Raw genomic sequence first — 16,516 nt, 5'->3', positions numbered from 1 at the left:
TATATCATATTATTTTCTATTTTTGATTGATTTGTTGTGAATTTTAATGATTTATATATGGTAAATAGGTTTAAATCTCTAAAAATAGTCGGTTCTGGTCCGGGTGATCCAGAATTATTGACGATAAAAGCGTATAAAAGCATAAAAAATGCTGAGGTAATACTCTATGATAACCTTATTAATGAAGAAATACTCCATATTGCTTCAGAAAAATGTCTAAAAATATACGTAGGGAAGCATCCGTATGGGAAATATATGCCACAGGAAGATATAAATACATTAATAGCTTATTATTGTGAGCGTTTTTCCAATGTGGTAAGGTTGAAAGGAGGCGATCCGTATATATTTGGTAGAGGATTCGAAGAGTGGCTTGTTGCAAAGGAGTTGGAGATCAAGGTAGAGTATATTCCAGGGATCAGCAGCATGCAAGGTGTAGGATTGAGTGATATACCGCTGACACATCGTGGTGTTAGTGAAGGAGTGTGGGTCTTGACAGGTATGAAAAAAAATGGTGATATCGCGACTGATCTTTCGTTAGCGGTTCGCTGTAATTCTACAGTTGTTATATATATGGGTATGCGTAAATTGGCAGAAATTGCCCGGATCTATCTGATGAATGGTGAGGGAGATCGCCCGGCAGCGATCATACAGCGGGCTTCCAGGGCAGATGAAAAGAAAGTGATATGTAAGGTTAAAGACTTGGTGAGGGCGAGTCAGCAAGCAGGGATGTCTCATCCTGCTATTATTGTTATCGGAGAAGTTGTCAATTTGCAGTATAATCTTTCTGCTTTATTGCAGCGAGAAAGAAATATTGTGTAATGGTTTTGATAGTCGAGCGTACTATATTTGATTTTCTGCATGCTTTTTGATAGCATTAACATAGTTAATAGTTATAAACTAGAAAAGATATGAGGAAGATGCTGTTTGTATGGCTAAGTATGCTGATCGGACTTCAGGCTATAGCGCAAAATAACCAAAATATAGTCGGAAAATGGAAAACCGTGGACGATGAAACGGGAGAGGCAAAATCCATTGTGGAAGTTTTCCAAAAAGCAGATGGTAGGTATTATGGGAAAATTAGTAAACTCCTCATCAAACCAGAGAATGACAAATGTGTGCAGTGTAAAGATGATCGTAAAAACCAACCCTTATTGGGGCTGGAGATTATTCGTGGCATAACAAAAAAAGGAAACGAATTTTCTGGTGGTACGATCACGGACCCAAAAAACGGGAAGATGTATAAGTGTACCATTACCAGAGAAGGAAATAAACTTCTTGTGCGGGGATACGTAGGTTTTTCTTTAATTGGCCGAACCCAGACTTGGCAGCTAGTAAACTGATCGATTACTCCTTATGATTTTTCTCTCAGGAGTTCGTGAATGCTGCGCATTTTATGTAAGTTTGGATGAAAAAAACGCGCCATGTCCGTTAATATGTCTTACCGCGAGAATGTTAAACTTGCCTTACAATCTATTGTAAGCAATAAATTGCGTACTTTTCTTACGGCGCTGATCATTGCAATAGGTATCATGGCTCTTATCGGTGTATTGACTTCCATCGACGCCATGCAAAGTTCGCTAACCAATTCCTTTTCATCTATGGGGTCAAATTCGTTCAATATTCGTAATCGCGGCGTAAATGTTCGTATCGGAGACTCGGGGAGTCAGGCAAAGGTTTTTCCGTCTATCACGTACCGAGATGCGATTCTTTTTAAAGAACGATTTGACTATAATGCTATTATTTCACTCAGTGCAAATGTGACTTGGGGAGCGACAGCCAAATATGTGGCGGAAAAGACAAATCCCAATATAGGTGTTATTGGGGTGGACGATAATTATTTACAGACATCGGGGTATAAGCTTTCAGATGGGCGTGATTTTACAATGCAAGATGTGGAAAATGCCAGTAGCGTTGTGATTATCGGTGAGGAGGTTAAAGGTAAATTATTTAAAAACAGAAAGAATCCGATAGGTGAATATATTACAATAGGAGGGGAGCGGTTTACCGTTATCGGGGTATTGGAAAGCAAAGGCTCCAGCGCCGGATTCGGTTCGGATAAAACTTGTTTTATTCCCTTGTCGCGAGGAAGGGCTATGATGACACAGGGAAACCCTTCTTATGTCATTACGGTCATGACTACGGATCCGTATAAAATGGAAGGAGCCGAGGGGGAGGCTATTGCAACGTTTCGTAAAATTAGGGGTTTAACGGCTAAACAAACGAATGATTTTGAAATTGTTAAATCCGATGCGGTAGCACAAATGCTTATGCAGAACCTCGCTTACGTGACTTTGGGCGCTGTTGTTATTGCCTTTATAACATTAGTCGGTGCTTCTATTGGACTAATGAATATCATGTTGGTTTCTGTAACAGAACGAACGCGTGAAATCGGTGTTCGGAAAGCCATTGGCGCTACGCCGGCGGTCATTAGAAAGCAGTTCTTGATGGAAGCTATTGTAATTTGTGTATTGGGAGGGATTGTGGGGGTTATCGTTGGGATTGCTATAGGGAATTTATTGGCGTTGGCGTTGGGTGCAGACTTTATTATACCCTGGAAATGGATGGTTTTAGGAATGTCGGTTTGTGTGGGTGTGGGGATGCTATCAGGCTACTATCCGGCTTCAAAAGCTTCGAAATTAGATCCAGTAGATGCCTTGCGGTATGAGTAAAAATGAAGTAGACGAAGGAAATATAGCACATAACTTTTAACATGTACAAAGTATTAAAACCCGCATTGGAAAAAGAGCTTGCAGCGATTAAAGAAGCAGGTTTATATAAGGAAGAGCGTGTTATCGTCACGCCGCAAGGAGCAGATATTAAAGTCAGTACGGGGCAGGAGGTCATCAATTTCTGCGCAAACAATTATTTGGGGCTGTCATCCCATCCGAAGATAATAGAAGCGGCAAAGAAAGCGATAGACCGATATGGTTATGGGATGTCATCGGTCCGTTTCATCTGTGGAACACAAGATATTCATAAGGAATTAGAGCGTAGGATATCCGGATTTTTAGGTACAGAAGATACTATTTTGTATGCAGCTGCGTTCGATGCAAACGGCGGTGTTTTCGAGCCGCTGTTAGGAGCGGAAGATGCCATCATATCCGATGAACTGAATCATGCCTCTATTATAGATGGTGTGCGTTTGTGTAAGGCACAGCGCTTCCGGTACAAAAACGGTGACATGGAAGATTTGGAAGTCCAATTGAAAGCGGCTTCGGAAGCGCGCCATAAAATTATTGTAACGGATGGCGCATTCTCCATGGATGGTTCGGTTGCACCTTTGGATAAAATCTGTGACTTGGCAGATCAATATCAGGCATTGGTAATGATTGATGAGTCGCACTGTTCCGGTTTTATAGGGAAGACCGGTCGAGGGACACATGAACTCTTCGATGTGATAGATCGCGTGGATATTATTACAGGGACCCTCGGTAAGGCATTGGGAGGTGCTTCAGGTGGTTTCACCTCGGGACGTAAAGAAATTATTGATATGTTGCGTCAACGCTCACGGCCCTATTTGTTTTCGAATACGCTTGCGCCTGCTATTGCAGGGGCTTCTGTGGCGGTGTTAGATATGTTGAGCGAAACGACGGAACTTCGTGATAAACTCGAAAATAACACGAAATATTTTCGTGAAAAGATGACAGAGGCTGGTTTCGACATCAAGCCCGGTTTTCATCCGATTGTTCCAGTGATGTTATATGACGCTAAATTGGCACAGGAGTTTGCGGCGAAGATGTTAGGCGAGGGTATCTATGTGATTGGGTTTTATTATCCGGTTGTGCCTCAGGGGAAAGCTAGGATCCGCGTACAGTTATCCGCCGCGCACGAAAGAGAACATCTGGACAAAGCGATTGCTGCTTTCACAAAAGTTGGTAAAGAACTCGACGTAATAAAATAATAATATAAAAAAATAAAATTTGAGGTGCAAAATGCTTAGCTTTGCACCTCAAAATTCTTATAATACATTATCGCTCAATGCAAAACATCAGAAATATTGCGATCATCGCGCACGTTGACCACGGCAAAACAACCCTCGTTGACAAAATCTTGCACTATACAAATCAATTCAGGGATAACGAAAATACGGGAGAATTGATTCTGGATAACAATGACTTGGAACGTGAACGCGGTATCACAATTGTGTCCAAAAACGTATCCGTAAAATATAAAGATACTAAAATCAACATTATCGATACGCCAGGTCACGCCGATTTCGGTGGAGAAGTAGAGCGTGTATTGAAAATGGCCGATGGTGTAGTATTGTTAGTAGATGCGTTTGAAGGCCCCATGCCACAAACTCGTTTTGTTACAGGGAAAGCACTAGGATTAGGAATCAAACCTATCGTCGTCGTGAACAAGGTAGATAAAGAAAACTGTCGCCCAGATGAGGTTTACGAACAAGTATTCGATTTATTCTTCAATTTAGGCGCAACGGAAGAGCAATTGGATTTCCCGGTATTATACGGCTCGTCTAAACAAGGTTGGATGTCTACGGACTGGCAGCAACCTACGACAGATTTTACAGATTTGCTCGAAGCTATTATTACACATATACCGGCACCAAAAGTTTCTGAAGGTACGTTGCAGATGCAGGTCACGTCGTTAGATTACTCTACGTTTGTTGGACGTATTGCTATCGGTCGTGTCGCGCGTGGTACAATCAAAGAAAATCAACCCGTTTCCTTGGTGAAGCGTGACGGAAAAATTGTGAAATCCCGCGTAAAAGAATTGCAGATTTTTGAAGGTTTAGGACGCGCTAAAGTATCGGAAGTAAAAGCTGGCGATATCTGTGCAGTAGTAGGTATAGAAGGTTTTGATATTGGAGATACCATCGCCGATTTTGAAAACCCAGAGCAATTGGAGGTTATCCACATCGATGAGCCAACGATGAACATGTTGTTCACGATCAATAACTCTCCATTCTTCGGTAAAGAAGGTAAGTTTGTGACCTCTCGTCATATCTACGACCGTTTGCAGAAAGAATTGGAGAAAAACCTTGCATTGCGTGTTGTTCCTACGGAATCTCCGGATGCTTGGTTAGTGTATGGTCGTGGAATTCTGCATTTGTCGGTATTGATCGAAACAATGCGTCGCGAAGGATACGAATTACAAGTGGGCCAACCGCAAGTAATCGTAAAAGAAATTGACGGCGTGAAATGTGAGCCGATCGAAGAGATGGTTGTCGATGTTCCTGCAGATGTGTCAGGGAAAGTAATCGAATTGGTTACGCAGCGTAAGGGAGAGCTATTGGTGATGGAAACAAAAGGAGAAATGCAACACTTGGAATTCTCTATTCCATCCAGAGGTATCATCGGATTGCGGAATAATGTTTTGACGGCTACTGCCGGTGAAGCAGTTATGGCACATCGTCTAAAAGGATATGAGCCTTGGAAAGGAACTATTCCAGGTCGTTTGGCGGGTGTATTAATTTCTTTGGATACCGGCACAACCACGGCTTATTCCATTGACAAGCTGCAAGACCGTGGACGTTTCTTCGTTGATCCGGGAGTAGATATCTATGAAGGTCAAATCCTAGGAGAGCATATTCGGGATAATGACTTAACAATCAATGTCACCAAAGGCAAGCAATTGACAAATATGCGTGCTTCCGGTTCGGATGATAACGTACGTATTGCACCTGCTATCAAGTTTTCGTTGGAAGAATGTATGGAATATATCCAGGCAGATGAGTATATCGAGGTTACACCGCAGTCCATCCGTTTGCGTAAAATTTACTTGACGGAAAACGAAAGAAAGATAAACGCGAAGAAATTCCAGTAGATAAGAATCGAACGATTTGTTATATTTTATAGAGACGCCGATGGCGTCTCTTTTTTTGTTATCTTTAGATATGGATAAGGATAACATAGCATGGTTTGTTGTCAAGAAGCCTCGCGAAGAAGGAAAAATAGAAAAAGTAGAAGTCGGCGGTAAAAAGCTTTGCGTTTTTTTATGGAATGGAAAGCTTTACGCTACCTCTAGTCGCTGTCCACACGCGGGAGCTGATCTCAGTCTGGGTTGGTGTGAAGGAGAAAAATTAGTTTGTTCCTATCATCGACATCGATTTGATTTGCAAACCGGAAAAGGTGATGAAGGGCAAGGGAACTATATCGATGTATTTCCGTTAAAAGAAGAAAATAACCAATGGTACGTTGGTATTAAGAAATCTTGGTGGAAGAGGCTGTTTTAATACAGCCTTTAAATTATAATTTTTTTATGTCGCTCTAGCCGCGACTGGCTTTTCCTTTTTTTTTGGAAAAAAAAGGAAACAAAAAAACTCGTCACCTCGAATCTTTGAGGAGGGAGATCGTACTAAGGATGAGTTTCTACATACCTCAAAAATTCGGATGTGACAATTAAAGTTAAGGAAGGTCCATGCAATTGTATTATCCCTTTCTTAACCTCCAATGTCGCATCCAAATGTTTTACGACTGCACAATCTCGTCCTTAGCACTATCCCTATTGTAAAACATTTGAAGCGACGATTTTTCACCTTCTTTTTTGAGGGAAAAAAGAAGGTGAAAAAAGAATATAGAAAATAATCTTTACTTTTGTAATGTATGGCTAAAGATCTGCAAGTCACGATTGATAAAGACTCCGGCTTCTGTTTCGGTGTAGTGTATGCTATTGACATGGCAGAAGAAATCTTGGAAGAGGATGGATATTTATATTGCCTAGGCGATATTGTTCATAATGATGAAGAAGTGGCTCGTTTAAAAGCAAAAGGACTGCGTATTATAGGGCATGCGGATTTAGCGAATTTAGAGAACGAAAAAGTCTTGATTCGGGCACATGGAGAAGCCCCTGAAACTTATCGTACAGCATTAGAGAATAATATCACGCTTATTGATGCCTCTTGTCCGGTAGTACTTAAGCTACAAAACAGAATCAAAACCTCCTATGACGGACAGGAAAAAATCTTGATTTTTGGCAAACATGGGCATGCAGAAGTAATCGGACTACAAGGGCAAACAAACAATGAAGCGATTGTGTTTCAAGACTTAGAAGAATTGGATCATGTCGAACTTCCTTCATCTTTTACGCTGTATAGCCAAACCACAAAAAGCGTTGATAAATTTTATGCTATTAAGGAGGAATTGAAACGCCGGGGCTATGCGGTAAAAGCCAATGACACCATATGTCGGCAGGTCTCTAATCGTTATGAAGATTTAGGTGATTTTGCCCGTCAATATGACAAGATTGTCTTTGTATCCGGTAAAAAGTCTTCCAATGGAAAAGTGCTTTACGATGTGTGTAAGCAAGCAAATCCACAGAGTTATTTTATCTCTGATCCAGCGGAATTAGATGAAGCGCTTTTCGACCCTCATAATACAGTAGGCATCTGTGGTGCAACTTCAACTCCGATGTGGCTTATGAAAAATGTAAAGCAAATGTTAGAGCAATTTTAGGCTCAGTCATGTGATTCTCATATTATCCGTGCTCCCAATACTTCCCTGTAATTTATGGTTATTTTTGTAGCAAATGAGTAAAAGCGCTACAAAAGGAATTCTTTTGGTGCAACTAGGCACACCGGACAACCCTACAACAGCTGATGTACGCAGGTATTTGACAGAGTTTTTAATGGACCCTCGGGTAATGGATATTCCATATCTGGGGCGTACCCTATTGGTAAAGGGCGTAATTGTCCCGAAGCGTTCGCCGCTATCTGCAGCAACTTATCGCACAATATGGGACAACGAAACAGGATCTCCTCTATTGTATTATAGCGAGTTACAACGGGATCTACTGCAGCGGGAACTGGGAGAAGAATACCATGTGGAATTAGCGATGCGTTACCAAAATCCTTCTATTGCTTCAGCACTTCAGAAAATGGAGGCTATGATGTTGGAATCTATTCGTGTGGTTCCTCTTTTCCCACAATATGCATCCGCGACAACTGGATCGGTTATTGATAAAGTAATGGAAATTATGCGAAGTTGGCAATACTTTCCACAGGTAACTTTCGTTAATAGTTATTGTGATGATGAGGAAATGTGCGAGACGTTTGCCGATCATGGGCGTCAATATCCTATAGAAGAATATGACCATGTGTTGTTCAGTTATCATGGACTACCGGTTAGACAACTTGGTAAAGTTGATCCGACCGGTACGCTTAAATGTCCTGATTCGGGTTGTGAATCTTGTAAAGAAACCAAAAAAACATATTGCTATCTGTCGCAATGTTATGCCACATCACGCGCAATAGCCGCGAAAATGGGGATTACAAAAGAGCGATATTCGGTTTGCTTCCAATCGCGGTTAGGAAAAACACCATGGATCCAGCCGTATACTTCCGACACACTGCACCAGATGGCAGACCGCGGATTTAAGAAACTGCTCGTCTTTAGTCCGGCTTTCGTAGCAGATTGTATAGAAACGCTGGATGAGATTCGGGTCGAATATGCTAATGAGTTTAAAGCGTTAGGGGGAGAAGAAATAACGATGGTGGAGAGTTTGAATGACGACCCTAAATGGATTAATGTGCTGAAACGATTGGCACAAGGATAAAAAATTATTATGTTAATATTTAACGCAATATTACTGCTTGTCTTTGATGTTTACATTTTCTTTGCTTTACGAGCAACGAAAATTAAGGCCGCGAAAACAAAATGGTTTTCATTCGTGTGGTGGGGCTATTCTATTGCCCTTTTGCTAGGGCTTTATATTTCGGCGAAGTTTAATCTTCCGCTAGCGTATAGGTCTGTTATTTTAGTCGCTTTTTTCATGACGGCGGCCAGTAAGTTTATTTTTATTGTCATTTTGCTTCTTGACGATATCCGTCGTGGCGGAATTTGGGTTGCTAAACTTTTTTCACCACGTCGTAGAAACGAAAGTTTACCAGAGCGGGTAGAGGAACTTTCGGAACCTTTACCAGAAAAGCCAGTGAATGGAATCTCCCGTTCTGAGTTTTTAACCAAATCTGGAATTATCGTCGCATCGTTGCCTATATTCCCTTTGTCGTGGGGTATGATCTCAGGTGGATATGATTATAAAATCATTCGACAAAAGCTGTATTTACCTCATCTTCCTGCTTCCTTTCACGGCATGCGCATTGCACAAATATCAGATGTCCATTCCGGATCTTTTTATAATAAAAAAGCGGTATTAGGTGGAATAGAGATGCTCATGGGCGAAAAACCGGATGCTGTGTTTTTTACCGGCGATTTGGTTAATAATGTTGCTTCTGAAATGCGGGATTATCAAGATATTTTTGCTAAACTACAGGCCGATTTAGGAGTATATTCCGTATTAGGTAATCATGACTACGGAGATTACTATTTTGGACGTGAAGATTCTGCTGCAAAGCGTAAAAACTTGAAAAGCCTCAAAGAAACACATCAAGTAATGGGATGGGATCTATTGCTGGATGAGAATCGTGATCTAACGGTTAATAAGGAAAAAATATCCATTGTAGGGGTAGAGAACTGGGGTACAGGTCGTTTTCCGAAGAAAGGAGATTTGAAAAAAGCATTAATGGGAACAGAAGAATCTCCTGTGAAGTTGCTTCTATCGCATGACCCCTCTCATTGGAGAGCACAAGTATTGGATACGGATGTTGACGTCATGTTTGCGGGACATACCCATGGTATGCAGTTTGGTGTTCGTGGAGAACACTTCCAGTGGAGCCCAGCTAAATATGTATATAAAGAATGGGCAGGGCTTTATGAGGAACAAAACAAAAAACTCTATGTGAATGTAGGATATGGATTCTTGGGCTACCCCGGACGTGTAGGGATTTTGCCAGAGATTACTGTTTTCGAATTGATAAAAGGGGAAAAGCCAAAAGCATAATCTATCGCTGTAATGGCTTGAAAGTCATTATTTTTAGTGTTAATAAAGTGTATTATTGACACTTTTTATTGCCCTCCTATTTTGTTTTTCCAAAAAAAAGGTGATATTTATAAAAATATAACCTTAAACCATGTTGGATTTTGCAGAACAACCACACAAACGTAAGAATCTTTTAACGGGAGAATACATTCTCGTTTCTCCCCATCGTAGTAAACGCCCTTGGCAAGGTCAAGTCGAGGATTTGGCACCAGACAACCGTCCGCAATACGATCCGAAGTGCTATTTGTGTCCAGGAAATTCGCGTGCAGATGGTACGCAAAACCCGGATTACAAGGACAGTTTTGTTTTTGTCAACGATTTTTCGGCTTTATTGGAAGACACATCGATAGAACAATTTGATGAGGAAAGTTTGCTTGTCGCCGAATCGGAGAGAGGGATATGTAAAGTTATCTCTTTTTCACCGCGTCATGATTTGACACTTCCTCAAATGGATTTGCCAGCAATTAAGGCGGTAGTAGATCTTTGGCAACGGGAATTCAAAGAGCTTGCGGAAAAGGAATGGATAAAATATATCCAGATATTTGAAAATAAGGGCAGCATTATGGGGTGTAGTAACCCTCATCCACATGGTCAGATATGGGCGGAAAGTTCATTACCCGTAGAGATAGAAAAAGAGAGTGCGCAACAAAAGACTTATTTTGAGCAGCATGGGCGTACACTTCTTCAAGATTATGTCGCCCTCGAATTAAAAAAAGACGAACGTATCATCGTCGATAATGAGCATTTTGTGGCGCTTGTCCCTTTTTGGGCAGCTTGGCCTTATGAAACGATGATTATCAGCAAACGTCCGGTACCGTCTATCCTAGCATTTACGGAAGAAGAAAAAGAAGACTTTGCGCGTACATTGCAAGAACTAACGATTCGTTACGATAATATTTTTAAAACATCTTTTCCCTATTCGGCAGGGATGCACCAATCGCCGGTGAATTCTGGGGAACATCCGGAATGGCATTGGCATATGCATTTCTACCCACCGCTATTACGGTCAGCGACAGTAAAGAAATTTATGGTGGGTTATGAGATGTTGGCTACGCCGCAGCGTGACATTACCCCCGAACAGGCTGCGAATACACTAAAAGAACAATCTACGATTCACTACAAAGGATAAATACATGATTTCTAAACAACAGATAGAAGAAAGATATACAACCGTTTTTGGATATGCTCCTACACATGTGGTACGCTCGCCCGGAAGAATTAATATCATCGGCGAACATACGGACTATAATGAAGGTTTTGTGCTTCCGACTGCAATCGATAAAGCAATATATGTAGGGGTCGGAAAGCGTGACGACAATATGATCCGTTTGTATGCAGAGGATTTTGCAGCATATTTTGAAATTCCGTTAACCGAAATACAACCTGTAGAGCAGGGTTGGCCGAATTATGTACTTGGTGTGGTACATCAGCTGCAGTTGAAAGGAGCAAATCTGAAAGGATTTGATATGTATATTGATGGTGATGTGCCGCTGGGAGCTGGATTGTCATCTTCTGCCGCACTGGAATGTGCCGTGGGATTTGCACTAAACGTACTCTTCGATTTGGAAATAGAACGCGTGGATATCGCGAAAATCGGGCAACAGGCAGAGCATACGTATGCGGGCGTAAAATGTGGTATCATGGATCAGTTTGCATCGGTGATGAGTAAAGCGGATCATGTCGTGAAGCTGGATTGTCGTGACCTTTCTTTTTCCTACAAGCCGTTGGAATTAGACGATTATGCTATTCTATTGTTGAATACCAATGTAAAACATTCTTTGGCATCGTCTGCTTATAATGATCGTCGGGCTTCCTGTGAAGAAGGTGTGCGATTGGTGCAGCAACAATTTCCGGAAGTGAAAAGCCTACGCGATGTGACCCTAGATATGCTAGAAACGCATGTAAAGCCAGTAGATCTGGATGTGTATACGAAGTGCCGATTTGTCGTGGAAGAGAACGAGCGATTGAATAAGGCGTGTGATGCATTAGAACAGGGCGATTTAGAAACAGTAGGACAACAGATGTTTTACGCACACGAAGGATTAAGTGCAGCATATGAAGTAAGCTGTCCTGAACTAGACTTTTTAGTAGACTATGTGAAATCTTTTCCAGAAGTAATAGGTGCTCGAATGATGGGAGGTGGTTTTGGTGGATGTACCATCAATTTAGTGAAAAAATCTTTTCAGGATTTATTGGTAGAACGCTTGGCACCGATTTATAAGAAACAATTCAACCTGGAATTGACGGCTATTAAGGTTATTCCTTCTAATGGGACGGAATTGCTGTAGATAATAAAAGGCGTATATGGATCATCTCTATTCGTCATGAAACAATAAGATAAGAATAGGGATGATCCTTTTATTGGATTGTTCGCTGCCATATATCTTCAAAGGTGTAAGCATAATCTTCTCCCATCAAACGCCGATAGTTCTCCGCGAAACGCTTATAGAAAATTGTTGCGCGAGATTCGAGTTTTCCTTTATACAATGCGTAAAGCCCTTGTTCCAAGGCTAGTTCATTAACGGCGTCGATCGTAAGTAAGGCGTCTGCTGCACGAAATAGCGAAGACCAGTTTTTATCCTCACGACTTTTGGCTATACACTTTTGAAACCTTTCGATCAACATACTTTCGATATCATATTTTGACTTATCAAAAATAGGATCGTCCATGCCTAATAGGAATTCTCCACGTTCCAGAATATGTAGAATCTCTGGAGAAAGGACATCGGCACCTTGCGTAAGAAGCTCTTTCAGACGCCAATAATCACAATAGCAAATAGATTCGAATAGTACACGATAATGTCCCTCTTCATAAATAATTTCTATACCATCCAATTCACTCAATACCTTCCGTAGATTATTTATGGCTACTCCTCTAGAGGTCTTGGCCTTATCTTTTGGTTTGTCCGGCCACAGTAAATGGGTAAGGAGATTGGAACTGATGCCCGTATTGGAGCTATGGAACAGCACCAAACAGAAAACCTGTTGTAAGCGTGCGCTGAACAAATGGGAAATATCCATTCCTCGTCTATCTAGGACCGTGAAGTCTCCAAAAAGATAAATACAATTCGTCTGTGGCTGTTCGGGTAACGTTGGCTCATCAGGCAGTGCTACCACAGATTCGGGTTGCTTCGGGCGACGGGAAATTTTGTATACCAAGGCTCCGATGCATAGTCCACCGAGCGCCAAAACGAACACGTAAAATCCTATATTTTTTTGTGTACCAGAACCCGGAAAAGCGTAGAGTTGGGACTCGCTGATAGCCGGAAAGTCTAGACTGTATACGGTAAGCGTAGACCGGATGTCATCATCCGATTCCTGTACCAATGCGATCAGCTTCTTCAGATGAGGGTCAAAATATAGATTCGCATGGGTACTAATCTTGTCGGAATAAATCGGAATGGAGTCGCCCAATTCTTCATATTGACCATCATGAATGGCAAACCGACGCAGTTTAATAAACGAGTGTGTTAAATGCTCGGGGTATCCGAGCATGTAAATCCAGTTAGAATCAGGGATGACTAAGCCACGAGCTGGCACGAAAAAGTTTTCCTTCCGGTCTACGTCCCAGAGTTTTGTGGTTTTTCCGGTTGTTGGATCTAACATATAAAGGTCGTAGAAATATTTTCGTCCTACTATATGCTGGCCAGACTCATTACCCATACCGCCAAAAATATAGATTTTTTGGTTCACCTCCGATCTACCTGTAGAGGTAAAATATCGAGGTAAAATAGAGTCTCCGCGCATGGTCTCCGGTTTAGACCAATTTCCATCCGTTAAATTATAAAATAGCAGATCGTTACTATAAACCATGTTGCCATATCCACCAAATAACAGTAATCTGCGGCTATCGGGAAGAAAGTATGCAGCATGGTGGTTCAATTCTCGTTGTAGGTAGTCGCTGCTTTCTATTCTCCAGCTAAAATCATCTAAATCTAAGCTTACGACTGTGGGCCCAGTATAAGGTTCTTCATAATAAGTTTCATAGACATACAGCCTGTTTTCTTCATGATCTATAAAACTGTTTCCGAGCTTAAGTTTCATTGGGCAAGGGGTAAGGAAACGGATACTCCGTGTTACGCCGGTTTGAATTTCATAAATTCCTAAAGAATCTCGATTGAAGTAGTAGATAGATTTTCGCTTTGGATCATAAGTAGCGCCCGAAGGAGTGGAGGAATGCATCTCGGTGTGTCTATGCCAATGATAGGCATCGTTCAATAACCAAGTACCGTTGGTAACCTTTCCCATCACTTCACCGGAAGCATTATGCAGTTTATTTCCCTCGCTTTCCCGTAGAGGGAAGGAAATTTCCTTCACTTTGTTACCGACACGGAAATTTCGAAGAGAGAACGAAGGAACATCAATCATGTAATCGCTACGTCCAAATGTTATGTTAGGAGAATATGGCGACTCTATTTGTACGGAGGCAAATTGTGGTGCTGCATTGGCAATCTGCAGTTTGATTTTTCCCCCCCGAAGATCATACTCCAACAGTATCGGAAACCAATGTCGTTCAATAAGGTATTCAAGCGGAATCCGAGTGGTAATCAAGCTGGTTTTGCCCTCTTCGTTTAGCCGAAATACAGCTTGTCCTTCTTCTTCATCATAATGTAAATTGAAAATAGAGCCCTGATTTTCTTCTTTAATCCGAACAATATACCCCATGGTTCTATCATTAGGTAGCTGGAGATCAAAATGGATAGCAAACAAATCGTAAAAAGTGGGAGCTGCATCCGAAAAAAAAGTGGCAGAAGTACGTTTCTCTATAGGTTGGCTGCTTCCGGTAAATCGGATACCTTGTGCATAAGCACGGCTTGAAACAGCCTGCAACATCATCAAAAAGAGAAGATAAAATAGAAAAAACTGTATTCGGTAAATGCACATGTTTCGGTTTATCATTGTCATAAATATGATATACAATTTATAACCTTTATTGCAAAGGTAGCTAATATTATACAAAAAAATTAGAGGCATGCAGAAGAAAAGTCGGGTCACAATATGGCTTAAAAAATGAGATCATAAAGGTAATATAGAAGGGTTAATGTTTTTTTTAGCGGTTAAATCTCATTTTTAACCCTAGTTTTAATCCCGGTCTCGCTACTTTGGTTACGAAATACGTCGAAAGACTATTCCGCCAATTTTAAATTTTTTTATTATAAACTTAACTAATCTCAAACATGAAGTTTTCCATTATTGCCATGTGTTGTACGATGCTATTGAGCTTTACTTCGATAACTGTCGTACGATCAGGAGCTGTCAGGAGCCCGTCACCCCCTGATATGCTAGGGGAGTCAGGTATGGATGATCCCCAGGCTATTGCGATGCAGAACCTGCAACGTTCTATAGATTTGATCGATGTAACCATCGCACATTATTTTGACCCCGAGACTTTTGAGATGCGACGCTTTTATAACCCGTTTACCAACGTTAAATCTGATGAGCGTGCTTCTGTTTGGATGTATACCGCCGGAATTGAAGCGGTCAATGCGGTGCTGTCAGGGCTTAAGCATGCTCAGCATATAGATGGGAGTACATTGTATAATGATCATTACGATCGCTACGTGACATTGCTGGACAATCTGTATGCGAATGCAGACTATTACCTGGGCACTTTTGAACTCGTTTCCTATACACAGACGAAAGAATGGTCTGTATATGCTGTTGATCGTGTCAATCAGAAGGGGCAAGCAAACGTTTCTGGTATACTGAATGTATATGACGATCAGATGTGGTTGATCCGTGAGTTATTGGATTCCTATAAACTAACGGGTAAAAAGGAATATTTGAAAAAAGCAGAGTATTTAACGGCTTATGTGTTAGATGGGTGGGACGTAACTCGCGATAACAATGGGAAAGAAAATGGCGGAATCCCTTGGGGTCCCGGTTATACCACGAAGCATGCCTGTAGTAACGGACCATTAATCAGTCCGCTGGTTTGGCTACATGAAATGTATAAAGGCAAATCGGACAAAATTGAACATCGCTATATTGATGAAGGAGACAAACAAACTCGTCGAACCGAACAGCTGGAAAAACAACGCTACTATCTTGACTATGCACGATCTATTTACGAATGGCAGAAAAAAAACCTACTTAATACAGCTGGTGTATACACGGATATGATGGGCGGTTGCGTGCCAAATTGTGATATACGTTACGAAGAGGTGGATGGTATACGATACCGTGCAAACACACCATTGACGCAAGCCGTAGGAAAAGCGTATACCTATAACAGCGGAACAATGTTGTCGGGTGCTGTGGACCTTTATCGCGTAACGGGAGACGAAAAATATGCAACGGATGGCCGGGAGCTGGCTAAGAACAGTTTCCAGCAATTTGCTTCTTTGGGAAAGGATGTTCCGCAATATTACAGCTTTGAAACCAATGGCTTTAACAATTGGTTTAATGGTATCCTCATGCGCAGTTACGAAGAAGCGAGTCGGCTTGATACGCAAATAGGAAATTATCTAACGGCCTTCCAACGAAATCTGGATTATGGTTTTGAGCGATTTCATCAAGATGGTTTCCTCCCGACAAACTTGTTGAAGGGATGGGGGAAAGAAAAGGAGAAGCAGGGCGTAGAAGGGATGTTCATGTTTACCTATGCCGCACAGTATGCTATTTTGGGAAAACATCAGTTGGAGAAAGGATTGTAAATGCTACGCTAAAAAATAAACGAACC

General features: G+C 41.4%; 13 protein-coding genes. 12 read left to right on the top strand and 1 reads right to left on the bottom strand.

Annotation, left to right across the window (positions count from 1 at the left end; genetic code table 11):
- The first annotated feature begins 57 nt into the window (after positions 1-57).
- From cobA to galK, 11 genes are all read left to right on the top strand, one after another.
- Positions 58-819: a uroporphyrinogen-III C-methyltransferase gene (cobA, locus tag EWE74_RS13140; RefSeq protein WP_130141977.1), complete on the top strand. Its 762-nt coding sequence runs from the start codon at positions 58-60 to the stop codon at positions 817-819.
- Between the two features lie 89 nt (positions 820-908).
- The gene (locus tag EWE74_RS13135) at positions 909-1,340 is read left to right on the top strand and encodes a DUF2147 domain-containing protein (RefSeq protein ID WP_130141976.1); all 432 of its coding nucleotides are present in this window, start codon (positions 909-911) and stop codon (positions 1,338-1,340) included.
- Positions 1,341-1,421: 81 nt separating this feature from the next.
- Positions 1,422-2,669 (top strand): ABC transporter permease, encoded by a 1,248-nt coding sequence (locus EWE74_RS13130; protein ID WP_130141975.1) that lies wholly within the window; start codon positions 1,422-1,424, stop codon positions 2,667-2,669.
- A gap of 41 nt (positions 2,670-2,710) precedes the next feature.
- Entirely contained in the window at positions 2,711-3,901 is a 1,191-nt protein-coding gene (gene kbl / locus EWE74_RS13125; RefSeq protein ID WP_130141974.1) for a glycine C-acetyltransferase, read from the top strand.
- Positions 3,902-3,978: 77 nt separating this feature from the next.
- Positions 3,979-5,784 carry a translational GTPase TypA gene (typA, locus tag EWE74_RS13120; protein ID WP_130141973.1) on the top strand — a complete coding sequence of 602 codons (1,806 nt, stop codon included), beginning with the start codon at positions 3,979-3,981 and terminating at the stop codon, positions 5,782-5,784.
- A 70-nt stretch (positions 5,785-5,854) separates the two neighbouring features.
- Positions 5,855-6,193, top strand: coding sequence for a Rieske (2Fe-2S) protein (locus EWE74_RS13115; protein WP_165384714.1), 339 nt, complete (start codon positions 5,855-5,857; stop codon positions 6,191-6,193).
- A gap of 370 nt (positions 6,194-6,563) precedes the next feature.
- Entirely contained in the window at positions 6,564-7,412 is an 849-nt protein-coding gene (locus EWE74_RS13110; protein ID WP_130141971.1) for a 4-hydroxy-3-methylbut-2-enyl diphosphate reductase, read from the top strand.
- Positions 7,413-7,485: 73 nt separating this feature from the next.
- Complete coding sequence (gene hemH, locus EWE74_RS13105) at positions 7,486-8,511, top strand: ferrochelatase (protein WP_130141970.1); 1,026 nt, start codon at positions 7,486-7,488, stop codon at positions 8,509-8,511.
- Positions 8,512-8,520: 9 nt separating this feature from the next.
- Entirely contained in the window at positions 8,521-9,795 is a 1,275-nt protein-coding gene (locus EWE74_RS13100; protein WP_130141969.1) for a metallophosphoesterase, read from the top strand.
- Positions 9,796-9,925: 130 nt separating this feature from the next.
- A complete protein-coding gene (locus EWE74_RS13095) occupies positions 9,926-10,963 on the top strand; it encodes a UDP-glucose--hexose-1-phosphate uridylyltransferase (protein ID WP_130141968.1) in 1,038 nt (345 codons plus the stop codon).
- A 4-nt stretch (positions 10,964-10,967) separates the two neighbouring features.
- Positions 10,968-12,122, top strand: a complete 1,155-nt coding sequence (galK, locus tag EWE74_RS13090) for a galactokinase (protein WP_130141967.1) — start codon at positions 10,968-10,970, stop codon at positions 12,120-12,122.
- A gap of 70 nt (positions 12,123-12,192) precedes the next feature.
- Here galK and EWE74_RS13085 read toward each other — a convergent pair whose 3' ends face one another.
- Positions 12,193-14,670, bottom strand: a complete 2,478-nt coding sequence (locus EWE74_RS13085) for a Kelch repeat-containing protein (RefSeq protein WP_206365226.1) — start codon at positions 14,668-14,670, stop codon at positions 12,193-12,195.
- Between the two features lie 341 nt (positions 14,671-15,011).
- Here EWE74_RS13085 and EWE74_RS13080 point away from each other — a divergent pair, with 341 nt between their 5' ends.
- Positions 15,012-16,490: a glycoside hydrolase family 76 protein gene (locus tag EWE74_RS13080; protein WP_130141965.1), complete on the top strand. Its 1,479-nt coding sequence runs from the start codon at positions 15,012-15,014 to the stop codon at positions 16,488-16,490.
- Positions 16,491-16,516: the final 26 nt, after the last annotated feature.

The organism is Sphingobacterium corticibacterium (assembly GCF_004208525.1).
In the GTDB taxonomy this organism is placed as follows: domain Bacteria; phylum Bacteroidota; class Bacteroidia; order Sphingobacteriales; family Sphingobacteriaceae; genus Sphingobacterium; species Sphingobacterium corticibacterium.
The sequence above is the reverse complement of the archived record's forward strand: the minus strand, read 5'-3'. Positions and strand labels throughout refer to the sequence as shown.

What these genes read in the sequence shown, in the direction of transcription:
- cobA (WP_130141977.1), top strand. Translation starts at nt 58, where the DNA reads ATGGTAAATAGGTTTAAATCTCTAAAAATAGTCGGTTCTGGTCCGGGT.
- galK (WP_130141967.1), top strand. Translation starts at nt 10,968, where the DNA reads ATGATTTCTAAACAACAGATAGAAGAAAGATATACAACCGTTTTTGGA.
- EWE74_RS13135 (WP_130141976.1), top strand. Translation starts at nt 909, where the DNA reads ATGAGGAAGATGCTGTTTGTATGGCTAAGTATGCTGATCGGACTTCAG.
- EWE74_RS13115 (WP_165384714.1), top strand. Translation starts at nt 5,855, where the DNA reads ATGGATAAGGATAACATAGCATGGTTTGTTGTCAAGAAGCCTCGCGAA.
- EWE74_RS13095 (WP_130141968.1), top strand. Translation starts at nt 9,926, where the DNA reads ATGTTGGATTTTGCAGAACAACCACACAAACGTAAGAATCTTTTAACG.
- EWE74_RS13110 (WP_130141971.1), top strand. Translation starts at nt 6,564, where the DNA reads ATGGCTAAAGATCTGCAAGTCACGATTGATAAAGACTCCGGCTTCTGT.
- EWE74_RS13130 (WP_130141975.1), top strand. Translation starts at nt 1,422, where the DNA reads ATGTCCGTTAATATGTCTTACCGCGAGAATGTTAAACTTGCCTTACAA.
- typA (WP_130141973.1), top strand. Translation starts at nt 3,979, where the DNA reads ATGCAAAACATCAGAAATATTGCGATCATCGCGCACGTTGACCACGGC.
- kbl (WP_130141974.1), top strand. Translation starts at nt 2,711, where the DNA reads ATGTACAAAGTATTAAAACCCGCATTGGAAAAAGAGCTTGCAGCGATT.
- EWE74_RS13085 (WP_206365226.1), bottom strand. Translation starts at nt 14,670, where the DNA reads ATGATGTTGCAGGCTGTTTCAAGCCGTGCTTATGCACAAGGTATCCGA.
- EWE74_RS13080 (WP_130141965.1), top strand. Translation starts at nt 15,012, where the DNA reads ATGAAGTTTTCCATTATTGCCATGTGTTGTACGATGCTATTGAGCTTT.
- EWE74_RS13100 (WP_130141969.1), top strand. Translation starts at nt 8,521, where the DNA reads ATGTTAATATTTAACGCAATATTACTGCTTGTCTTTGATGTTTACATT.
- hemH (WP_130141970.1), top strand. Translation starts at nt 7,486, where the DNA reads ATGAGTAAAAGCGCTACAAAAGGAATTCTTTTGGTGCAACTAGGCACA.